Annotated in this window: 18 protein-coding genes; 13 read left to right on the forward strand and 5 right to left on the reverse strand. The window is 65.9% G+C overall.

Annotation, left to right across the window (positions count from 1 at the left end; translation table 11 throughout):
• Positions 1–6 precede the first annotated feature (6 nt).
• The 3 genes from ACWF5H_RS06140 to ACWF5H_RS06150 all read left to right on the forward strand — a co-directional run bounded on the left by ACWF5H_RS06140 (position 7) and on the right by ACWF5H_RS06150 (position 4131).
• Positions 7–1338, forward strand: coding sequence for a hemolysin family protein (locus tag ACWF5H_RS06140; RefSeq protein ID WP_452035596.1), 1332 nt, complete (start codon positions 7–9; stop codon positions 1336–1338).
• Positions 1335–2309: a GTPase Era gene (gene era / locus ACWF5H_RS06145; protein ID WP_452035598.1), complete on the forward strand. Its 975-nt coding sequence runs from the start codon at positions 1335–1337 to the stop codon at positions 2307–2309. The genes ACWF5H_RS06140 and era overlap by 4 nt, the downstream gene beginning before the upstream one ends.
• Positions 2310–2568: 259 nt before the next feature.
• Positions 2569–4131 (forward strand): LCP family protein, encoded by a 1563-nt coding sequence (locus ACWF5H_RS06150; RefSeq protein WP_452035600.1) that lies wholly within the window; start codon positions 2569–2571, stop codon positions 4129–4131.
• 4 nt (positions 4132–4135) lie between these two features.
• Here the strand turns inward: ACWF5H_RS06150 and ACWF5H_RS06155 are convergent, their stop codons facing one another.
• Positions 4136–6076: a M13 family metallopeptidase gene (locus ACWF5H_RS06155; protein ID WP_452035602.1), complete on the reverse strand. Its 1941-nt coding sequence runs from the start codon at positions 6074–6076 to the stop codon at positions 4136–4138.
• 211 nt (positions 6077–6287) lie between these two features.
• On the opposite strand from ACWF5H_RS06155, the gene leuA reads away from it, so the two are divergent.
• From leuA to ACWF5H_RS06170, 3 genes are all read left to right on the forward strand, one after another.
• Complete coding sequence (gene leuA, locus ACWF5H_RS06160) at positions 6288–8042, forward strand: 2-isopropylmalate synthase (protein WP_452035603.1); 1755 nt, start codon at positions 6288–6290, stop codon at positions 8040–8042.
• Between the two features lie 75 nt (positions 8043–8117).
• Positions 8118–8870, forward strand: a complete 753-nt coding sequence (gene recO, locus ACWF5H_RS06165) for a DNA repair protein RecO (protein WP_452035605.1) — start codon at positions 8118–8120, stop codon at positions 8868–8870.
• Positions 8867–9667 (forward strand): isoprenyl transferase, encoded by an 801-nt coding sequence (locus ACWF5H_RS06170; RefSeq protein WP_452035607.1) that lies wholly within the window; start codon positions 8867–8869, stop codon positions 9665–9667. The genes recO and ACWF5H_RS06170 overlap by 4 nt, the downstream gene beginning before the upstream one ends.
• A gap of 14 nt (positions 9668–9681) precedes the next feature.
• On the opposite strand, the gene ACWF5H_RS06175 is transcribed toward ACWF5H_RS06170, so the two are convergent.
• Entirely contained in the window at positions 9682–10695 is a 1014-nt protein-coding gene (locus tag ACWF5H_RS06175; RefSeq protein ID WP_452035608.1) for an alpha/beta hydrolase, read from the reverse strand.
• A gap of 99 nt (positions 10696–10794) precedes the next feature.
• On the opposite strand from ACWF5H_RS06175, the gene ACWF5H_RS06180 reads away from it, so the two are divergent.
• Positions 10795–11862, forward strand: a complete 1068-nt coding sequence (locus tag ACWF5H_RS06180) for a quinone-dependent dihydroorotate dehydrogenase (RefSeq protein WP_452035610.1) — start codon at positions 10795–10797, stop codon at positions 11860–11862.
• 75 nt (positions 11863–11937) lie between these two features.
• Here the strand turns inward: ACWF5H_RS06180 and ACWF5H_RS06185 are convergent, their stop codons facing one another.
• The gene (locus tag ACWF5H_RS06185; RefSeq protein WP_452035612.1) at positions 11938–12519 is read right to left on the reverse strand and encodes a DUF3043 domain-containing protein; all 582 of its coding nucleotides are present in this window, start codon (positions 12517–12519) and stop codon (positions 11938–11940) included.
• Between the two features lie 111 nt (positions 12520–12630).
• Here ACWF5H_RS06185 and ACWF5H_RS06190 point away from each other — a divergent pair, with 111 nt between their 5' ends.
• The 6 genes from ACWF5H_RS06190 to ACWF5H_RS06215 all read left to right on the forward strand — a co-directional run bounded on the left by ACWF5H_RS06190 (position 12631) and on the right by ACWF5H_RS06215 (position 18627).
• The gene (locus tag ACWF5H_RS06190) at positions 12631–14010 is read left to right on the forward strand and encodes a M20/M25/M40 family metallo-hydrolase (protein WP_452035613.1); all 1380 of its coding nucleotides are present in this window, start codon (positions 12631–12633) and stop codon (positions 14008–14010) included.
• Between the two features lie 139 nt (positions 14011–14149).
• Entirely contained in the window at positions 14150–14536 is a 387-nt protein-coding gene (locus tag ACWF5H_RS06195) for a HesB/IscA family protein (protein WP_452035614.1), read from the forward strand.
• Positions 14537–14709: 173 nt separating this feature from the next.
• On the forward strand, positions 14710–15555 hold the full coding sequence (gene ctaC / locus ACWF5H_RS06200) for an aa3-type cytochrome oxidase subunit II (RefSeq protein ID WP_364647510.1): 846 nt from the start codon (positions 14710–14712) through the stop codon (positions 15553–15555).
• A gap of 17 nt (positions 15556–15572) precedes the next feature.
• The gene (gene ctaD / locus ACWF5H_RS06205; protein ID WP_127512614.1) at positions 15573–17300 is read left to right on the forward strand and encodes an aa3-type cytochrome oxidase subunit I; all 1728 of its coding nucleotides are present in this window, start codon (positions 15573–15575) and stop codon (positions 17298–17300) included.
• 2 nt (positions 17301–17302) lie between these two features.
• Positions 17303–17704: a cytochrome c oxidase subunit 4 gene (locus ACWF5H_RS06210; RefSeq protein WP_364647513.1), complete on the forward strand. Its 402-nt coding sequence runs from the start codon at positions 17303–17305 to the stop codon at positions 17702–17704.
• Positions 17705–17841: 137 nt separating this feature from the next.
• Entirely contained in the window at positions 17842–18627 is a 786-nt protein-coding gene (locus tag ACWF5H_RS06215; protein WP_452035616.1) for a GntR family transcriptional regulator, read from the forward strand.
• 180 nt (positions 18628–18807) lie between these two features.
• On the opposite strand, the gene qcrB is transcribed toward ACWF5H_RS06215, so the two are convergent.
• Both qcrB and qcrA read right to left on the reverse strand, forming a co-directional pair.
• Positions 18808–20454, reverse strand: coding sequence for a cytochrome bc1 complex cytochrome b subunit (qcrB, locus tag ACWF5H_RS06220; RefSeq protein ID WP_452035617.1), 1647 nt, complete (start codon positions 20452–20454; stop codon positions 18808–18810).
• Between the two features lie 2 nt (positions 20455–20456).
• Entirely contained in the window at positions 20457–21485 is a 1029-nt protein-coding gene (gene qcrA, locus ACWF5H_RS06225; RefSeq protein ID WP_364647522.1) for a cytochrome bc1 complex Rieske iron-sulfur subunit, read from the reverse strand.
• Positions 21486–21489 lie beyond the last annotated feature (4 nt).

Consider the following 21489-nt stretch of genomic DNA (forward strand, 5'->3'; position numbering starts at 1 on the left):
GCGCCGATGCTCTGGATACTTGCCGGCATGACGCTGGCTTTCATACTGGTCGCCGCCGCGCTCACCGCCGCCGAGGCAGCCTTCACCTACCTGCCGCGCCACGACGCCGAACATTTGCTGCGTTCCGGTCGCAGCCGCAGCCTGCGCGTGATCCTGGCCTCGCCGGCGGCCCACATGCACGCGCTGCGTTTCTGGCGTGTCTGGTTCGAGATGGCCGCCGCGGTGGCCATCGCGCTGCTGTTCCACGATCTGCTCGACAACATCTGGCTGGCCGGGCTGCTGGCTACCGTCACCATGGCCGGCGTCGGGTTCGTGCTGGTCGGGGTTTCGCCGCGGCAGCTGGGTCGGATGCATGCCAGCGCCGTCGTCCTCTCCACCGCCCTGCTGGTTCGGCTGCTCTGCGCGGTGCTGGGTCCGGTGCCGCAGTGGCTGGTCCGCCTCGGCAGCGCGGTGGCACCCAACGCGCCCCGCGCCGACGCCGCCTTCTTCACCGAAGAGGAGTTCCGGGAACTGGTCGACCGGGCCAACGAATCGGACATGATCGAGGACACGGAAGCGGAACTGATCCACTCCGTCTTCGAGTTGGGCGACACCAAAGTCAGGGCGGTGATGGTGCCGCGCACGGACATGCTCAGCATCGACTCCGGCTCCACGCTGCAGGAAGCCATGACGCTGTTCCTGCAGTCCGGTTACTCCCGCATCCCGGTCATCATGGATACCGCGGACCAGGTCCGCGGCATCCTCTACCTGAAAGACGTTGCCGCCAGAATCCATGGCCGGGCCGACCACGGCGCAGGCATGCTGGTGGACCAGATTTGCCGCGAAGTCCGTTACGTCCCGGAGTCCAAGGCGGTGGGGGAGCTGCTGCAGGAGATGCAGCGCGAGTCCACCCACGTGGCCATTGTGATCGACGAGTACGGCGGGACCGCCGGACTGGTCACCTTGGAAGACCTGATTGAAGAGATCGTCGGCGAGATCGTTGACGAGTACGACACCGAACGGCCCGAGATCGAGGCGCTGCCGGAGGGACGGTTCCGGGTCAGCGCCCGCACCAGCATCGACGACGTCGGCGAGCTGTTCGGCCTGGAACTGGACGATGAAGAGGTGGACACCGTCGGCGGGCTGCTGGCCAAGAGCCTCGGCCGGGTGCCCATCGTGGGCAGCGAAGTCCTGCTCGGGGGCCTGCACCTGCGCGCCGAACGGCTGGAGGGGCGGCGCAACCGCGTCAGCCACGTCCTGGCCTGGTATGACGCGCCGGCCCGGACGCAGTCCACTCACGACGACGGCGCTGCCGCCAACGATGCCGCGCGCCTGCCCGGGACAGAGAGGGAACGATGACAGAGAACACCCCTGATAAGGCGATGGCGATGCCGTCCAGCGGCTGGCCGGAGGACTATCGCGCGGGATTCGTCTCGCTGGTAGGCCGGCCCAATGCGGGCAAGTCCACGCTGACCAACGCCTTGGTCGGGCAGAAGGTGGCCATCACCTCCGCCAAACCGCAGACCACCCGGCATACGATCCGCGGCATTGTGCACCGGGCGGATGCCCAGCTGGTGCTGGTGGACACTCCCGGACTGCACCGGCCGCGGACCCTGCTGGGCCAGCGCCTGAATGACCTGGTGGCCGACACGCTCTCGGAAGTGGACGCGATCGGTTTCTGTCTGCCCGCCAACGAGAAGATTGGCCCCGGCGACCGGTTCATCGCCAACCAATTGGCGGGCTTGAACCGCAAGCCCGTGGTGGCGTTGGTCACCAAGACCGACCTGGTGGAAAAGCAGGCGCTGGCCGAACAACTGTTGTCGGTGGCCGCTCTCGGCACGGAAGTCTTTGGCGCCGACGGTTTCGCGGCCATCGTGCCGGTGTCCGCCGCCAAGGGCGATCAGGTCCAGACCGTCGCCGACGTCCTGGTCCAGCAGATGCCGCTCTCGCCGCCGCTGTATCCGGACGGCGAACTCACCGATGAGCCGGAGGCCGTGATGGTGGCTGAACTCATTCGGGAGGCAGCGCTGGAGGGCGTGCGCGACGAGTTGCCGCACTCGCTGGCCGTAGTGGTGGAGGAGATCGTTCCCCGCGAAGGGCGCAGTGCGGACAATCCGCTGCTGGATGTCCGGGTCAACCTGTTCGTGGAACGTCCGTCGCAGAAGGCCATCATCATCGGCAAGGGCGGTGCCAGGCTGCGCGACGTCGGCACCCGGGCGCGCCACGGGATCGAGGGCCTGCTCGGCACCAGGGTCTATCTGGACCTGCACGTGAAGATCGCCAAGGACTGGCAGCGCGACCCCAAGCAGTTGGTGCGGCTGGGCTTCTAGGCCGGGGTACAAACCGGGAACTTTCCCCAGCTTCAGGCCGTACAATACTTAGCGGCCTGCGTTCGGTCAGCCCGTTCGCGCATCAATCGTTTCAACCGTTTAGAGGGGAAAGCCAGTGGTTCATCGCGGCAGCTCCAGTGATGATCCGCAGGCTCCAGCCGGCTCACCTCCGCAGGCCCGGACCGGTTCCCGTCCGCAGACCCCGGCCGGTTCAGGCCCGCAGCGGCGCGGACCGTCGCGCCGTTCCACCCCGCGCCACATGGGCCGCGGCCCCCGTTTGCTCTGGCTGAAGATCGTGTCCGGCGTGCTGGCCCTGGCTCTGGCAGCCGGGGTCGGCGTCGTCGTGTTCAAAATTGTTGGCCTGCGCGACAGCATCACCACGTCGCCGCTGAACCTGAGCACCGATGGCCCGGGGCTGCCGGTGGACCTGAGCCGCGATCCCGTGCAGATCCTCATCCTGGGCACGGACACACGGGACGGCACCGACGGCAAGTACGGCTCGAGCGACTCGTCCGCGGGCTGGGGTCAATCGGACGTGATGATGCTGCTGAACATGTCGGCGGACCGCAAACGCGTCACCGTGGTCAGCCTGCCCCGCGACCTGCTCACCGCCATCCCCAGCTGCACCGATCCGGAGACCGGGCAGGTCTATCCGGAACAGCAGTCAGCCCAGCTCAACGCCGCCCTCAGCTACGGCGGACCGGGCTGCACCGTCGCGGCAGTGAACGAGATGACCGGCCTGGAGATCGACCACTTTATGATGGCCGATTTCAACGCGGTCAAGGAACTCTCCACCGTTATCGGCGGCGTGGACGTCTGCGTCAACGAACCGATCAACGACAGTTACTCGAAACTGAAGCTGCCGGCGGGCGTGAGCTCGGTGCAGGGCGAACAAGCGTTGGCCTTCCTGCGCACCCGCCACTCCTTCGGCGACGGCGGGGACCGCGGCCGGATCAGGGCGCAGCAGAGCTTCCTGGCCTCGATGGCCCGCAAGATCCAGTCCGAGGGAACCTTGACCAATGTGCCCCGCCTGTATTCCATCGCCGAGGCCGTGGTCAGCAACCTCACTGTGGATGACGGACTGGCGGAGATTCCCCGGCTGCTGGCCCTGGCGGATCGGGTCAAGGCCGTCGACCTCAGCAAGGTCGCCTTCGTCTCGCTGCCCACCCAGACCTCACCGGTGGACGGAAACCGCCTGGTGCTGGACGAGGAACCGGGCCAGGAGCTGTTCCGGATCCTGCGCGAGGACGGCGATGTGACCGCCCCGGAGGTCAATACCGCCGGATCGTCCGACGCCAAGTCCACCGACAAGGCCGACGAGGGCTCTACCGCCGATGCGGGCGACGGGACTTCCGCGCCCGCGACCGACGGCGGCGGGGCGGTCGACGGCGGTGCTGACGCAGCCGCGACCACGCCGGGCAACGAACCCTCCGCCGGCCAGGATGTGCCCGCCTTCGATCCGGCCGTGCAGCCCGTCCAGGTGGTCAATGCCTCCGGCGCGGCGGACCGCGGCGAGGAACTGAGCCAGCAGCTGCACGCGCTGGGCTACCTGTTGGCCGCCCCGGTGGCCGGCGATGCAGAACGGACCACGACCCAGATTTACTACTCCGCCGGCTTTGAAGAGGTTGCCCAGTCCTTGGCCAAGGAACTCAACGTTGCGCAGGCCAACGTGCTGGTCTCCGGCGACTACTACGGAGTGGCGCTTTCGGTGGGCAAGGACTTCGCCAGCGGCAAGCAGCTGGCGAAGACCGGCGGCGTGGCGGGCGGCTTCAAGGGCCAGACTGCCGATCAGGTGACCTGCCAGCAGTCCGGCGCCTTCTAGCCGGCTACCAGATCCGGACCCGCTCCTCGGGCGTCAGCCAGAGCCCGTCGCCTTCGGCGGTGCCGAAGGTTTCGTGGAAGGCATCCAGGTTGCGCACCACCTGGTTGCAACGGAATTCGTTCGGTGAGTGCGGGTCGATCGCCAGCCGGCGCACCGCTTCCTCGGAGCGGATCTTCTGCCGCCAGCATTCGGCCCAGGAGTAGAAGAACCGCTCGCTGCCGGTCAGCCCGTCGACCACCGGAGCCTCCCCGCCCTGCCGGCTCAACTGGTAAGCGCGGTAGGCGATGGCCAGCCCGCCGAGGTCGCCGATGTTCTCGCCCAGTGTGAGTTCGCCGTTGACCCTGCTGCCGGGGGCCTCGGCCGGACTGAGCGCGGCGTACTGGGCCACCAGTCGGCCGGTCAGCCCCTCGAAGGCGGCCCGGTCTTCGTCCGACCACCAGTTCCGCAGTGCGCCGGTGCCGTCGTACTGCGAGCCCTTGTCGTCGAAGCCGTGGCCGATTTCGTGGCCGATGACCGCTCCGATGGCGCCGTAGTTGGCCGCGGCATCGGCGTCGGCGTCGAAGAAGGGCGGTTGCAGGATGGCGGCCGGGAAGACGATTTCGTTCATCGTGGGCATGTAGTAGGCGTTGACTGTCTGCGGGGTCATGTGCCACTCGGCCTCGTCGATGGGGCCGTCCAGTTTGGCCAGATTCCGGCGGACCTCGAACTCATTGGAGGCCTGCACGTTGGCCCAGACGTCGTCCGCAGGGACGAAGCTGGAATAGTCGATCCACTTCTCCGGGTAGCCGATCTTGGTCCGGAAGCCCGCCAGCTTTTCCAGTGCCTTCTCGATCGTGGACTGGGTCATCCACGGCAGATCGGAGATGCTTTCTTTGTAGGCAGCGAGCAGGTTGGTGACCAGTTCCTCCATCCGTGCCTTGTGCGTGGGTGGGAAATGCCGGGCCACGTATTCCTGCCCGATGGCCTCGCCGAGGGCGCCTTCGACCAGCGCCACCCCGCGCTTCCACCGCTCTTTCAGCTCCGGGGTCCCGCTCAGGGTGCGGCCGTAGAAGCCGAAGTGGGTCTGGACCGCTGCATCGTGAAGGTAAGGCGCCGCCGTCGTCAGCAGTTGGAGCCGCAGCCATGCCTGCCAGGCCTCCAGCGGCTCGCTCTCGAGCAGTCCGTCCAGCGTATGCAGGAAATCCGGCTGGCACACCACCAGGTCGGCGGCGCCGGCCGCTTCCGGCCCCAGCGCCGCCAGCCATTCCGGCATCCAGCCGGCCATGGCCGCCACCTGCTCGGCGGTGCGCAGGTTGTAGGTCTGCTGCGGGTCGCGGCAGGAGACCTTGTCCAGGTGGCCGGCCGCCAGCTTGTGCTCCAGATCCAGCGCCGCATCGGCCTGTGCTGGATCGAATCCGGCCAGTTCCAGCATCTTCGCGGCGTAGTCGCGGTAGGCCTCCCGGACGGGAGCGAATTCGTCTTCCCGGTAGTACGCCTCGTCCGGCAGGCCCAGCCCCGCTTGGTAGAGGTAGATCGCGTAGCGGGTGGGGTCGCCGGCGTCGTTGTTGACGAAGAAGGCCAGCGGATAGGCCGCACCGCTGCGGCTGAAGGTGCCGATGACCTCGCGCAGGCCGTCCCGGTCGGAGATTTTCCCGATCGCGGCGAATTGCTCCGCCAGCGGGGAGAAGCCCTTGGCTTCGACAGTTTCGGTGTCCATGAACCCGGCATAGAGCACGCCGATCTTACCGGCCGAACTGGCCGGGTCGGGGTGCTGGGCGGCGTCCTCGATGATGGCGTGCACGGCCTCTTCGGAGGCATCGCGCAGGGCGGTGAAGGAGCCCTCCAGTGCCCGGTCGTCCGGGATGGCAGTCTCCGCGAGCCACGTGCCGTTCACGTGCCGGAAGAGGTCGTCCTGCGGGCGGACGGCCGGGTCGACGTTGGACAATACGATTCCGGAGCGGCTCATATGGCGCCTCATTTCATAGTTGCGTCAGGGTTTCCCTCACATCCTACGCACCGTGCTAGTGTGAAATTGTGCGCGCAGGAATGCTCCTTCTTAGCTGCCGCGGCGAGGCCACGCGAACTTCTGTTTGACAGGCCGAACCCTCGCTGCGGAGTTTGTGTTGCCCGGCCAAAATTCTTCAATTAGCACTCATGAGAAAAGGCCACACACCAAAATGCGAAACGCACAAAAGCCCTCCGGAATGCCCATCCATAAGTACATTCCGTTCCAGGACCAGATCACCGTAGAACTGCCCGACCGCACCTGGCCGGACAAAGTGATGACCAAAGCCCCGCGCTGGTGCGCAGTGGACCTGCGTGACGGCAACCAGGCGCTGATCGACCCGATGAGCCCCGAACGCAAGCACAAGATGTTCGACCTGCTGGTGGGGATGGGCTTCAAGGAGATCGAGGTCGGGTTCCCCTCTGCCTCGCAGACCGATTTCGACTTTGTCCGCCAGCTGATCGAAGGCGACCGGATCCCCGACGACGTGACCATTCAGGTGCTGACGCAGTCCCGCGAGCACCTGATTGAGCGCACCTATGAGTCGATTGCCGGTGCCGGCCGGGCCATCGTCCACCTGTACAACTCCACCTCCGTCCTGCAGCGCCGCGTGGTGTTCCGCGAAGACCAGGACGGCATCGTGGACATCGCGCTGCAGGGCGCCCGGCTTTGCCGCAAGTACGAAGAGGGGCTGAAGGGCACCGAGATCACCTACGAGTACTCGCCCGAGTCCTACACCGGGACCGAGCTGGAATTCGCCGCCCGCATCTGCAACGCCGTCACCGACGTCTTCGAAATCTCGGCGGACCGGAACGTGATCCTGAACCTGCCGGCCACGGTGGAGATGGCCACGCCGAACGTCTACGCCGACTCGATCGAGTGGATGTCGCGGAACCTGTCCAACCGTGAGCACGTGATCCTCTCGCTGCACCCGCACAACGACCGCGGGACCGGCGTGGCCGCGGCGGAACTGGGCTACCTGGCCGGTGCCGACCGGATCGAGGGCTGCCTGTTCGGCAACGGCGAGCGGACCGGCAACGTGGACCTGGTGACGCTGGGGCTGAACATGTTCAGCCAGGGCATTGACCCGATGATCGACTTCTCCAACATCGACGAAATCCGCCGCACGGTTGAATACTGCAACCAGTTGCCGGTGCCCGAGCGTTCCCCGTACGGCGGAGATCTGGTCTTCACCGCCTTCTCCGGTTCGCACCAGGACGCCATCAAGAAGGGCTTCGAGGCGATGGATGCCGACGCAGCCCAGCAGGGCAAGACGGTGGACGAGCTGGTCTGGGCGGTGCCGTACCTGCCGGTGGATCCCAAGGACCTGGGCCGCAGCTACGAAGCGGTGATCAGGGTCAACTCACAGTCCGGCAAGGGCGGCGTGGCCTACCTGCTTAAGCACGAGCACAAGCTGGACCTGCCGCGCCGCGCGCAGATCGAATTCTCCGGCGTTATCCAGCGCCGCACGGAAACCGTGGGCGGCGAAGTCAGCCCGGCGCAACTGTGGGAGGTCTTTAACGACGAGTACCTGCCGACCCCCGAGAACACCTGGGGCCACTACACGCTCGGCTCGGTGAAGACCGACAGTGCCGAAGACGGCACCTTCCAGCTGACCGCCACTATGGACGTGGACGGGGTGCAAAGCCGCCGTACGGCCGAGGGCAACGGGCCGATCGCCGCGCTGTTGGAAATCTTCCGCCAGGACGGCGTTGACGTACGGGTACTGGACTACACCGAGCATGCGCTGTCCGAGGGCGGCAACGCCCGGGCGGCCGCCTACGTCGAGTGCGCCGTGGGCGAGCGGGTGCTGTGGGGTGTGGGTATCGACACCAACACCACCATGTCCTCGCTAAAGGCCGTGGTGTCAGCGGTGAACCGCGCCATTCGCGACGAAACCGCCAAGCAGAGCGTCGCCTCGCTCTAGCCCACCGAAAGAGTCCTTGCGGGCCTTCCTGCCGTACCGCGGCGGGGAGGCCCGCTTTAGTGGGAGAATGGAACGGTGTCCAACAGATCCTTCGCTTCCCGTACCTACCGGGATCAGGGCGTCATCCTGCGGACCCACAAACTCGGCGAGGCCGACCGGATCATCACCCTGCTCACCAAGCAGCACGGCCAGATCCGGGCGGTTGCCAAAGGCGTACGCCGCACCAGCAGCAAATTCGGCGCGGTGCTGGAACCGTTTATGGTGGCGGACCTGCAGCTGGTCTCCGGCCGCAGCCTCGACATCGTCACGCAGGCGCAGATGGTGGGTCCGTATGGCCGCGACATCGCGGCCGACTACACCAAATACACCTCCGCCGCCGCAATCTGCGAGACGGCTGAAAAACTCACCGACGTCGACGGCGAGTCCGCCAACGCGCAGTACGGGCTGGTCATCGGCGCGCTCTCCGCGCTTAGCCGCAGCGTCCACGCGCCGGAGCTGATCCTTGATTCCTACCTGCTGCGCGCGCTGGCGACCGCTGGCTGGGCCCCGAGCTTCGACCAGTGCGCCCGCTGCGGTGAACCGGGACCGCACACCGCCTTCAACGCGCCGCTGGGCGGTGCGGTGTGCCACGACTGCCGGCCACCGGGATCCGCGTCGCCGGCCCCGCAGACCATGCAGTTGCTCGCCGCCCTGCTCTCCGCGGACTGGCCGGCCGCGGATGCCTCGGCCACCGGACCCCGGCGCGAAGCCGCCGGGCTGGTGGCCAGTTATCTGCAGTGGCACCTGGAACGAACCCTGAAATCCCTTAAGCACGTGGAGCGAGTGTGACCCCAACTTCCCGGAAACCACAGCAGCCTTGGCCGCACCCGTCCGGAGCCCTGCCGCCCGCCCTGCCGCCGGCGCTGGTTCCGGATCACGTGGCCATTGTGATGGACGGCAACGGCCGCTGGGCCAACCAGCGCGGCCTGCCCCGGACCGAAGGCCACCGGGCCGGCGAAGCGGCGCTGCTGGACGTGATGGCCGGCGCCATCGAGATCGGGGTCAAACACGTCAGCGTGTACGCCTTTTCCACCGAGAACTGGAAGCGGTCGCCGGACGAGGTGCGTTTCCTGATGGGCTTTAGCCGGGACGTCCTGCGGCGCCAGCGCGACCAGTTGGACGCCTGGGGCGTGCGCATCCGCTGGTCCGGCCGCCGGCCCCGGCTATGGAAGTCGGTGGTCAACGAACTGGAGGTGGCCGAGCGCCAGACGGCGGGCAACTCCACCTGCACGCTGACCATGTGCGTGAACTACGGCGGCCGGGCGGAAATCGCCGACGCCGCCGCCGCTATCGCCGCGGACGTTGCGGCCGGCAGGCTGCGGGCGTCGTCGGTCTCGGAAAAGACCGTGCAGCGCTACCTTGACGAGCCGGACCTGCCGGACGTCGACTTGTTCCTGCGCACCTCGGGGGAGCAGCGCTTCTCCAACTTCATGCTCTGGCAGTCGGCGTATGCCGAGATGGTGTTCATGGATACGCTGTGGCCGGATGTGGACCGGCGCACGCTGTGGGAAGCCATCGATATCTATGCCCGCCGCGACCGCCGCTACGGGGGAGCGGTGGACGCCGCGGGCGCGGGCGGCGCCTAGACCGGTAACGGCGCCTAGGCCGGTTGCGGCGGACGGGCGGGGTGTTCGGTCATCCCGCCCTGGAGCATGTAGGCCTGCGCCCAGCGCTGCAGCCGTGCATAGGCGTCCTGGCGGACGTCGGCCCGTGAGAGGAACACATCGTGCAGGGCATCCTGCACCTGCTCGATGGTCACGCTGCGGCCCAGCCGCACCGCCCGCTCGGTCATGGTGCGGATGTCCAGCACCACGTCGGTGTTCTTCATGTCCTCGTGCCAGACCGGCCCGTTCATGCTGCGCGTCGAAGACATCACCAGCACCGGGATCTCCAGGTTGAGGCCCTTGGCGACCTTCGCCTGCCCGTCCCAGATGGCGCTGAGCCAGCCAGCGCGCACCGGGAAGGACTCCGGCGGGCGCAGCTTGGGGTCCAGATCCCATTCACCCTCTGCCGTTCGGCTGATGCTGCGGTAATAGAAGCCGCGTACCGGAAGCCTGATCTCGGCCTCCGGCTTCAGCCTGGACAGCGGTTCCAGCACGGCGCCCGCGGCGCGGCGGACCAAGGCGCTGCCGTGCATTTCCAGCCACGGGCTGTTCAGCACCAGCGCGCGCAGCCGGCCGGGATGCTCGGCCGCCCACAAGGACGCCACCAGCCCTCCGGTCGAGTGTCCCATCAGCGTGATGTTCGTCTCCGCACTGCCGTTTTCCTCGCGGATCAGGTCCAGCGCCAGGGAGATCTCGTCGTCGTACTGGCGCAGATCGGTCACGTAGCCCGCAGGCTCGCCCTCCTGCAGGCTGCGGCCATGGTGGTGCAGGTCCAGCGCGTAGAAGGCCACACCCTGCCGGTGCCAGAATCCGGCCAGTTCGGTGTTGAAGAAATAGTCGCTCCAACCATGCACATACAGGACGGAGTGGCCGCCGGGGGAGCGCCGTGGGGACTGAGGCAGATAGCGGATCAGCGTGGCCCGCTGCGCCGCGCCATCGACGGCCGGCACCTGCACGACCGTGGACTCGAACTCCGCACCGAGCATGTCTTCCTGCCAGTCGGCTGCCATCGCCAGGGTGGTCCTTCCTCTCGCCGGGATCGCTGACCCCATGCTAACGCCCGGGCGACACGGTTTGGTGCGGCGGCCTGCACACGGAAAACTAGGACCATGCGCCTGTACCCAGCCTTCTTCCGCGCCGCGTTCTCCTGGATGGACGCCGAGCGCGCACACCGAATCGGTTTCCAGCTCATCCGTGCCGCGCACCGCTGCGGAGCCGGGGCCGTACTCCGGCGCCTGACCCGTCCGCATCAGTCGCTGGCCACCCAGGCCCTGGGCCTGAGCTTCCCGTCGCCGTTCGGCCTGGCCGCCGGCTTCGACAAGGAAGGCCACGGCATCGAGGCCCTGGCCGACCTGGGCTTTGGTGCGGTGGAGGTCGGCACCATCACCGGCAGCGCGCAGCCGGGCAATGCCCAGCCGCGGCTGTTCCGGCTGATCGAAGACCGCGCGGTGATCAACCGGATGGGATTCAACAACGACGGCGCGGCGGCCGTCGCACCGCGGATCGCCGCCGCCCGGCGCGGCCTCGCCGCCCGCTACGGTGCCCAGCGGCCGGTCATCGGCATCAACATTGGCAAGACCAAGGTGGTGGAACTGGACGACGCCACCGAGGACTACCTGAAGAGCACCCGGCTGCTGGCCTCGTCGGCGGATTACCTGGTGGTCAACGTATCCTCGCCGAACACACCGGGCCTGCGGCTGCTGCAGAGCGTGGACACGTTGCGGCCGCTGCTGGCGGCAGTGCGGGAAACGGCCGATTCGGCGGCCGGGCGGCATGTGCCGCTGCTGGTCAAGATCGCCCCGGACCTGAGCGACGAGGACATCGACGACGTCGCCCGGCTGGCGCAGGAGGTGGGCCTGGACGGCATCATCGCGACCAACACGACGATTTCCCGTGACGGCCTGGTGTCGGATCAGGCCAAGGTCGCCGTGTGCGGCGACGGAGGCCTCTCCGGCGCGCCGCTGAAGCAGCGGTCGCTAGAGGTGCTGCGCCGGCTGCGCACCGCCGTCGGGAATGATGTGGTGCTGGTGTCCGTGGGCGGCGTGGAGACGGCCGACGACGTGCAGCAACGGCTGGATGCCGGGGCCACGCTGGTGCAGGGCTACACGGCGTTCCTGTACGAGGGGCCGTTCTGGGCCAGCCGGATCAACCGCGGCTTGGCGAAGCGTCGGCGCTGAACTTGCCGCGGGCATGCAAAAGGGTCGGGAGCAGCAGTGCTCCCGACCCTTTGACGCGGTGCCCTCCGCGGAGAATCAGCTGGGGTATTCGCCGCGCTTGACCTGCGGCTTCGGCAGGCGCATCCGGCGCAGCTGCAGGCCGCGCATCACGCCGTACCAGACAGCACCGCGTTCCACCTCGCCGAACTTGGCGGTCAGGCGCTTCTTGAGCTGCCGGCCCAGGATGATGGCGTCGACGGCCACCAGGCCCAGCAGCACCCAGAAGCCCACCAGGATAAAGGCCTGGACATTGAGGTCGCGGACAAAGCTGAGGATCACGAAGATCAGCGCGAAGACAATCAGGAATTCGCCCAGCACCCAGCGGGCATCTACGAAGTCCCGGACAAAACGCTTCTGCGGGCCCTTGTCGCGGAACGGCAGGTAGCGCTCATCGCCGGTGTTCATCGCCTCGCGCATCTTCAGCCGCTGATCCGCCTGGGCAACGCGGTTCGCGTCGCGCGCTGCCTTCCGGTCATTAGGGACCAGCGGGCGCTTGCGCGCAGCTTCCTGGTCCTTGCGCCGGGGCGTGGGCGCGCCCTTGCCGTCCCGGGGCTGCGCCGCAGGGGCCTGGTCGATGGTTTCTTGGGGCGTAGGAGCCTCTTTTTTACGTCCGAACACCAGTCAAGAATACCGGACCGCCCGCGCGTATCAGCCAGTATCGAAGCACCGGCACGGCGGCCGCCCCGCGGGCATCGGTGTGACCGCAATCCGGGCGGTAGGGTGGCGGCTATGACCAATGTAAACGTTGAAAAACTTGCCGCCGCGGTGGACTCCGGCATGGGGTACACCATCTCCTCGCTGGAGCAGCTGGTCTCCATCCCGGGGATCGCCTGGGCGGCCTTCGATCAGCAAGACCTGGTCCGCAGTGCCGATGCCGTGGCCGGTTTGGTCCGCGAGCTGGGGCTGGTGGACGTACAGATCCTCAGCGTGCCGAATGGCGAGTCTGCTGGCGGCCCCGCCGTTGTGGCCCGCAGGCCGGCGGCTGCCGGCAAGCCGACTGTGCTGCTGTATGCGCACCACGACGTGCAGCCCCCCGGGGATCCGGCGCTCTGGAAGACGGAACCGTTCAAGGCCACGGAGATCGACGGCCGCCTGTACGGCCGCGGCGCCGCCGATGACAAGGCCGGGATCATGGTCCATCTGGCCTCGCTGCGGGCGCTGCTGGAGGTACTTGGCGACGACTTCGGCGTCGGCGTAACCTTCTTCTTCGAGGGGGAGGAAGAGGCCGGTTCGCCGACCTTCCGTACCTTCCTCGAGACCCACCGCGAACTGCTGCGCGCCGACGCGATCATTGTTGCCGATTCCAGCAACTGGAAGGTCGGCGTGCCGGCCCTGACCACCAGTCTGCGCGGCCTGGTAGACGGCACTGTTGAGCTGCGGGTGCTGGACCACGCCGTCCACTCCGGCATGTTCGGCGGTCCGCTGTTGGATGCGCCCACCCTGCTCGCCCGGCTGATCGCCACCTTCCACGACGACGGCGGTGCTGTCGCCATTGATGGGCTTGTTTCGGCTCCCGCCGCGTCGGTGGACTATCCGGAAGAGGATTTCCGGCGCGATTCGTCGGTGCTGGATTCGGTGCAGTTGGCGGGCACCGGCAGCATCGCCGACCGGTTGTGGAACAAGCCGGCCCTGTCAGTGATCGGCATAGACGCGCCCAGCGTGGAGCTGGCCTCGAACACCTTGATTCCGTCGGCCAGGGCCAAGATCAGCCTGCGACTGGCGCCCGGCCAGGACCCCGACCGGGCGATGGAGGCGGTGGCCGCCCATGTGGCCGCCCACGCACCGTTCGGGGCCGAGACCACTTTCGTGCCGGGGGAGCGCGGCCAGGCCTTCGCCACCGACACCACCGCCCCCGCGGCCCGGTCCGCGCTGTGGGCGCTGGAACAGGCTTGGGGCACGCAGCCGGTGGAGGCGGGCATGGGCGGGTCCATCCCGTTCATCGCCGACCTCACGGAGCTCTACCCGCAGGCACAGATCCTGATCACCGGTGTGGAAGACCCCGATTCGCGGGCGCATTCGGCCAACGAGTCGCTGCATCTGGGCGACTTCCGCAATGCAGTCCTGGCCCAGGCGCTGCTGCTGGCCCGAGTGAACGAAGAGGGCATCTGAGACGGCGTCCGGAGGGCTCCGGCGACCGGCTAAGTTATCCCATTTTGGGCGACGCGACGTACGATGGAACGGTAGCCCGACGCACCACTGAGTAATAGCAGCAGGTCACCGGACGGCCCGTCACAGATAAGGAAGTGCAATGAGCGCAACGACCAACTCATCCGCCCCGACCGCGGCACCCGAATCGGCAGAACTGCCCACGCACGAAGTGGCTCTGACCGATGTGGCAGCCGGAAAGGTGCGCAGTCTTTTGGAACAGGAAGGCCGCACCGACCTGCGCCTGCGGGTTGCGGTCCAGCCGGGCGGCTGCTCCGGCCTGATCTACCAGCTGTACTTCGACGAGCGGATGCTCGACGGTGACGCAGTCCGTGATTTCGACGGCGTTGAGGTGGTCGTGGACAAGATGAGCGTTCCTTATCTCTCCGGCGCCTCGATCGACTTCGAGGACACCATCTCCAAGCAGGGATTCACTATCGACAATCCAAACGCCGGTGGTTCGTGCGCCTGTGGAGACTCGTTCCACTAAAAGCTGGCGGGGCATTCCCCGGCCGCAGGACGGCCGACGCACGGGGGAGCCTGTCACATGAAAGTCATGTGTGCGGGTAAGCTCTACAGTGAGTAGTAAAACTGGATATGAGGCCAGGGCTTTGCTCTGCCATGGCCCCATCACTTGCACGAAACAAAGAGGAAGGGCCGTCTGTGAGTTCGCAGGTTCGAACCGGCAGTCGACGCGCCAGAATTGCCAAGGCCACGGGTCTGGGCACAGTCGGGGCGTTGTTGTTGACGGGATGTTCAGAAGAAGTCCGCATGGGCTGGTTGCCCACACAGCGGGACGTTACCAACCACACTCCCGAAATCATCGATTTGTGGGTGAACGGATGGATCGCCGCGTTGGCTGTTGGTGTCCTGACCTGGGGCTTGCTCCTCTGGTGCATCATCGCCTACCGCCGGCGCAAGGGCGAGACCGGCTACCCCCGCCAGCTCAGCTATAACCTGCCGCTCGAAATCTTCTACACGGCGGTCCCGATCGTCATGGTCCTGGTCTTCTTCTACTTCACGGACAAGACCACGACCAACATCACCGCCCGGACCGACAACCCCGACGTCGTCGTCGACGTGCGCGGTAAGCAGTGGGCCTGGGACTTCAACTACGTCAAGCAGGACAAGTACTTTGCCGGCGTGCAGGCCCACCTGACCGGTGAGACCGGCGTTCCGGAGACCCTGCCGACGCTTTACCTGCCGGTAAACCAGAGCGTGGAGCTGCAGATCAACTCCCGCGACGTCATCCACTCGTTCTGGGTTCCCGCCTTCCTGCAGAAGGTGGACATGATCCCTGGCAAGACCAACCACCTGAGCTTCACCCCGACCCGTGAGGGCATCTACGACGGCAAGTGTGCCGAGCTTTGCGGTGAATTCCACTCCGAAATGCTCTTCCGCGTCGCTGTGGTCTCCGAGGCTGAGTTTGAGGCGCAGATGGCGCGGCTCAAGGACGGCCAGATCGGCGAAGAGTACGACCGCAACCCCTACGCTGAAGCGTCGAAGTAAAGGAGCGAGGGCCACAAGTGTCAACGTACGAATACACAGCTGACGACCGGGGTACCACGGTAGCTCCGCGCGTCGTCCCGAGGTCCAAGGGACGCATCGTCGTCAACTGGATCACCTCCACGGACCACAAGACGATCGGGTACATGTACCTGATCACCTCGTTCATCTTCTTCTGCCTCGGCGGCGTGATGGCCCTGGTCATCCGCGCCGAACTGTTCGAGCCCGGTATGCAGATCCTGCAGACCAAGGAGCAGTACAACCAGCTGTTCACCATGCACGGCACGGTGATGCTGCTGATGTTCGCCACACCGCTGTTCGCCGGCTTCGCCAACGTCATCATGCCGCTGCAGATCGGCGCCCCCGATGTGGCGTTCCCGCGCCTGAACGCACTGGCTTTCTGGTTCTTCCTGTTCGGCAGCGTGATCGCCGTCGCCGGCTTCATCACCCCGCAGGGCGCCGCCTCCTTCGGTTGGTTCGCGTATGCGCCGTTGTCCAACACCACCTTCTCGCCCGGCGTGGGCGGAGACTTGTGGGTCTTCGGCCTGGCGCTCTCCGGCTTCGGTACCATTCTGGGCTCGGTCAACTTCATCACCACGATCATCACCATGCGGGCCCCCGGCCTGACCATGTGGCGGATGCCGATCTTCACCTGGAACACGCTGGTCACCGGCATCCTGGTCATGATGGCGTTCCCGCCGCTGGCCTCGGCCCTGTTCGCACTTGGTGCTGACCGGCGCTTCGGTGCCCACATCTTCAACCCGGAAAACGGCGGCGCCATCCTGTGGCAGCACCTGTTCTGGTTCTTCGGCCACCCCGAGGTCTACATCATCGCGCTGCCGTTCTTCGGCATCGTGTCCGAGATCTTCCCGGTGTTCAGCCGCAAGCCGATCTTCGGCTACAAGGGCCTGGTCTACGCGACCATCGCTATCGCCGCCCTGTCCGTGACGGTGTGGGCACACCACATGTACGTCACCGGATCGGTCCTGCTGCCGTTCTTCGCCTTCATGACCATGCTCATCGCAGTGCCCACCGGCGTGAAGTTCTTCAACTGGATCGGCACCATGTGGCGCGGATCAATTACCTTCGAAACGCCGATGCTGTGGAGCCTGGGCTTCCTGGCCACCTTCCTGTTCGGCGGACTGACCGGCATCATCCTGGCTTCGCCGCCGCTGGACTTCCACGTCTCCGACACCTACTTCGTGGTGGCGCACTTCCACTACGTGGTCTTCGGAACGGTCGTGTTCGCCATGTTCGCGGGCTTCTACTTCTGGTGGCCCAAGTGGACCGGCAAGATGCTCAACGAGCGTCTGGGCAAGATCCACTTCTGGATGCTGTTCCTCGGCTTCCACGGAACCTTCCTGATCCAGCACTGGCTCGGTGTCGAGGGCATGCCGCGCCGCTACGCGGACTACATGCCGGAAGACGGGTTCACCGCAATGAACCAGTTCTCCACCGTTGCATCGTTCGTGCTCGGCGCTTCGATGATCCCGTTCTTCTGGAACGTGTACATCACCTGGCGCAACGGCAAGAAGGTCGAGGTCGACGACCCCTGGGGCTTCGGTGCCTCGCTGGAGTGGGCTACCTCTTGCCCGCCGCCGCGGCACAACTTCACCTCGCTGCCCCGGATCCGGTCGGAGCGCCCTGCGCTGGACCTGCACCACCCGGAGCTGGCACCGCGGCACACCCCGACGACTCCGGTGCCGGCGGCCCAGCTGGCCGGTCCCGCTGACCAGAAGGACGCATAACTGTGAAGATTGAAGCCTGGCTATTCATCGCCCTTGCGCCGTTCTTCGCCATCGTCGCCACCGTCTACGGCTTCATGGGAGCCTGGCACGAACCGGTAGGATACCTTGCGCTGTACCTGACGGCCGGACTGTCCCTGATGATCGGCGGTTACCTCTGGTTCACCGCACGGCGGGTCGGCCCCCGTCCGGAGGACCGGGTGGACGCGGAAATCCATGAGGGCGCCGGCGAACAGGGCATGTTCAGCCCCTGGAGCTGGTGGCCGCTGGTCCTCGGCCTTGGTGCCGCCTCCGGCTTCATGGGCCTCGCGGTCGGCTGGTGGATCGTCTACATCGCGATCGGTCTGACCACGGTAGCCATCATCGGATGGGTCTACGAATACAGCCGTGGGGACCACGCCCACTAAGTAAAGAGCAAGAACGAAGGGCCCGGAACCGCTTGGTTCCGGGCCCTTTCGCATGCCCGTGGAACCCGCACGTACGGCATGACTGGTCTAGACCGGGATAGAATAGGGTCAATCCCCATCACCGAGCAGGAGGCCGCATGTCCTTGAGTTCAGCCGCGATCCAAGGCGAGATCGATGCGTCATCGGCGACTGCCAAGCACGTTCAGCTGCGGGACATTTTGCGCCGGCATGCACAGGAACGCTGTGAACCCGGAGGCGCGTTTCCCTCGGAGCGGGACCTAACCGAACGCTTCTCAGTGGCTCGGATGACCGTGCGGCAGGCAATCGACTCGCTCGTTGCCGAGCAGGTTCTGGAGCGCATCGTCGGACTGGGAACCTTCGTGAGCCAGCCCAAACTGGACCTGCAGGTCAAGCTCACCTCGTACACCGAGGAGATGCAGCGCCGCGGCATGGTCCCGGACGCCAGGGTGCTTAGCTTCGAACAGATCGGCGCCACCCCGCTGGTGGCCCGCGAACTCCAGATCGAGGAGGGCCAGCCGGTCGTACGGTTCCGCCGCCAGCTGCTGGCCGACGCCGCGCCCATGAGCGTGGACGAAAACTTCATCCCTGCCCAGCGGGTGCCGGGCATCCTGGACGAGGGGCCTCCGTCGTCGCTGTACAACGTTCTGAGCGAACGCTACGGCCTGATCATGGAGTGGGGCGAGGACACCATCGAGGCCACCGCGGCGCAGCCTTCGATCGCCCGGCTGCTGAATGTGGACATCGGATCACCGCTGCTGAAGATCCAGCGGCATGCCTACGTGTCCAAGACCATGGTGGACTTCTCCATCTCGTACTACAGGGCGGACCGCTACAAGCTCTGGGTGCCGCTGCAACGGCCTGGCGGACGCGCCCCGCGCTCCTACAACGTGAAGAGGTATTAGGACCCCCAGCACCCCGTGGAATGGCCGCTGCAGACAGATGTCAGGCAACTGCGTGTCGGGTTGACGGCGTCCATCTGTCTGCACGCCCGAGCTGCAGACAGAGAAACCGCAGACGCAGGAGCTGCAGACATAAAAATGGCCCCGGACTCAGTCCGGGGCCATTCTTAGTCTGACGGTTCCTTAGCGGCCGCTGACTTCTGCCTTTTCGGCGGGAGCCTCAACCTCAGCGTGGTGGCTGTGTGCAGCCTCCAGTTCGGCCGGGGTAACCGGTGCCACGCGATCCTCGAAGAAGAACCGCGACAGGGCGCCGCGCAGCTTCTCGGTGCGCTTGATGTGGCCGGCCTTGTTCGGCTGTGCCGGGAGCACCTCGGGGGATTCGAAGTTGACCAGGCGGTACAGCTTGTAGTCGTTCAGCGGCTCGTGGACCTCGATGAACTCGCCGTGCGGCAGGCGGACGATGCGTCCGGTCTCCCGACCATGCAGCGCGATCTCTCGGTCCTTGCGCTGCAGTGCAAGGCAAATGCGGCGCGTGACGATGAAGCCGAGGATCGGGCCGAGGAAGAACAGCGCGCGCAGCCAGTACGTCACGTCGTTCAGCGACACATGGAAGTGCGTGGCGATCAGGTCCGAGCTGGCAGCTGCCCACATCACCGAGTAGAAGACGATGCCTGCGACACCAATGCCGGTGCGGAACGGTGCGTTGCGCGGGCGGTCCAGGATGTGGTGCTCGCGCTGGTCCTTGGTGATCCAGCGTTCGATCCAGGGCCAAGCGAACATCACGGTGAACAGCAGGCCTGCCGGGGCCAGGGCCGGGAGCAGCACGTTCAGCGAAATGGTCCGGCCGAAGATGACGAACTCGCCCACGCCTGGCATCAGGCGCAGCGCGCCATCCACCCAGCCGATGTACCAGTCAGGCTGGGTACCGGCCGAAACGGGGGAGGGGTCGTAGGGTCCGTAGTCCCAAATCGCGAGGATCTGGAAGTTCGCCGCAATGACGGCCAGGATGCCGAAGACCACGAAGAAGAAACCGCCAGCCTTGGCCGCGTAGACCGGACCGATCGGGAAGCCGACAACGTTGGACTCGGAACGGCCCGGGCCGGGGTACTGCGTGTGCTTGTGCACCACGACCATGAACAGGTGGACGGCAATCATCAGCAGGATCATCGCCGGAACCAGCAGGATGTGGAGCACGTAGAGGCGTCCCACAATATCGGTACCGGGGAACTCGCCGCCGAAGAGCAGCAGGGAGATGTAGGTTCCGACCAGGGGGATTCCCTTGATCACGCCGTCGATGATCCGCAGGCCGTTGCCGGAGAGCAGATCGTCCGGCAGCGAGTAACCGGTGAAGCCGGCAGCCAGGGCCAGGATCAGCAGGACGCAGCCGACGACCCAGTTCAGCTCGCGCGGCCGGCGGAAAGCGCCGGTGAAGAAAACGCGCAGCATGTGGAACGACACCGAGGCGACGAACAGCAGTGCCGACCAGTGGTGCAGCTGGCGCATGAAGAGTCCGCCGCGGACCTCGAAGGAAATCTCCAGAGTGGACTGGTAAGCGACCGACATCTCGACGCCCTTGAGCGGGACGTACGGTCCTGCGTAGTGCGTCTCCGCCATCGACGGATCGAAGAAGAACGTCAGGAACGTTCCGGAGAGCAGCAGGATGACGAAGGAGTAGAGCGCTACTTCACCGAACATGAAGGACCAGTGGTCTGGGAAGATCTTCCGCCCGAATTCCTTGACGATGGACGAGCCGCCGACGCGGGTGTCGACGAAGTTGGTGATCCGTCCAACCCGTGTCTTGGGTACGTAGGTATCAGTTGAAGCGCTCATGCTTAGCCACGCTCCCAGTAGCTCGGTCCAACAGGTTCATGGAAGTCGCTGGTGGCGACCAAGTAGCCCTCGTCGTCAACGCTGATCGGAAGCTGGGGCAAGGCGTGTGCGGCGGGGCCGAAGATCACCTTGCATTCCTGGGTCAGGTCGAAGGTCGACTGGTGGCAAGGGCAGAGCAGGTGGTGCGTGTGCTGTTCGTACAGCGCCACCGGGCATCCGACGTGGGTGCAAATTTTCGAATAAGCAACGATGCCATTGTAGTTCCAGTCTTCGCGACCGGGGGAGACATTCAGCTCGTCCGGGTTCAGCCGCATCAACAGGACGACGGCCTTGGCCTTCTCTTCGAGCTTGTGTTCGGCTTCGTTCAGACCCTCGGGAATGACGTGGAAGGCGGAACCAATGGTGACATCCGAAGCTTTGATCGGGGTGCCGCTCGGGTCGCGGGTGAGGCGGACGCCGGCATCCCACATGGTGTGCCGCAGCACGTCCGGGTTCAGGTCCTTGGACAGGTCGCGGAAGATGCCGATGGCGGGCAGGATAGCCAGTACACCGGCTCCGATCAGCGTATTGCGGATCAGTGGACGGCGGGAGATGCCCGATTCGTCGAGGACCTGGCCAATGATCTGCTCGGCGTCCCGGCGGTCCTCTTCGGTGCGGACCTCGTGGCGCTCTTCCACGATTTCGTGGTCGGGCATAAGGGTCTTGGCCCAGTGGACAATGCCGACGCCGATGCCAAGCATCGCGAAGGCCGTACCCATGCCCAGGGTGAAGTTCTGAAAACGCAGCGTTGCGATGGTGTCATCCAAACGGATGCCAAAGTACCCGACGAAGAAAAGTACGGTGCCGATGATGGAGATTACGAAGAGTATCGCAACCTGGCGTTCGGCGCGCTTTTCCGCCCGGGGATCTTTGTCGGCACGGCGCGGGCGGTGCGGGGGAAGTCCAGGATCCTGAAACTTCTCCACGTCGCTCTGACCAGCCGTAGCAACGGTGCCCGAGGTGCTCGGACTGCCGTGACTATGGTCGCCCATGATC

The organism is Arthrobacter sp. NPDC055138, assembly GCF_053607305.1.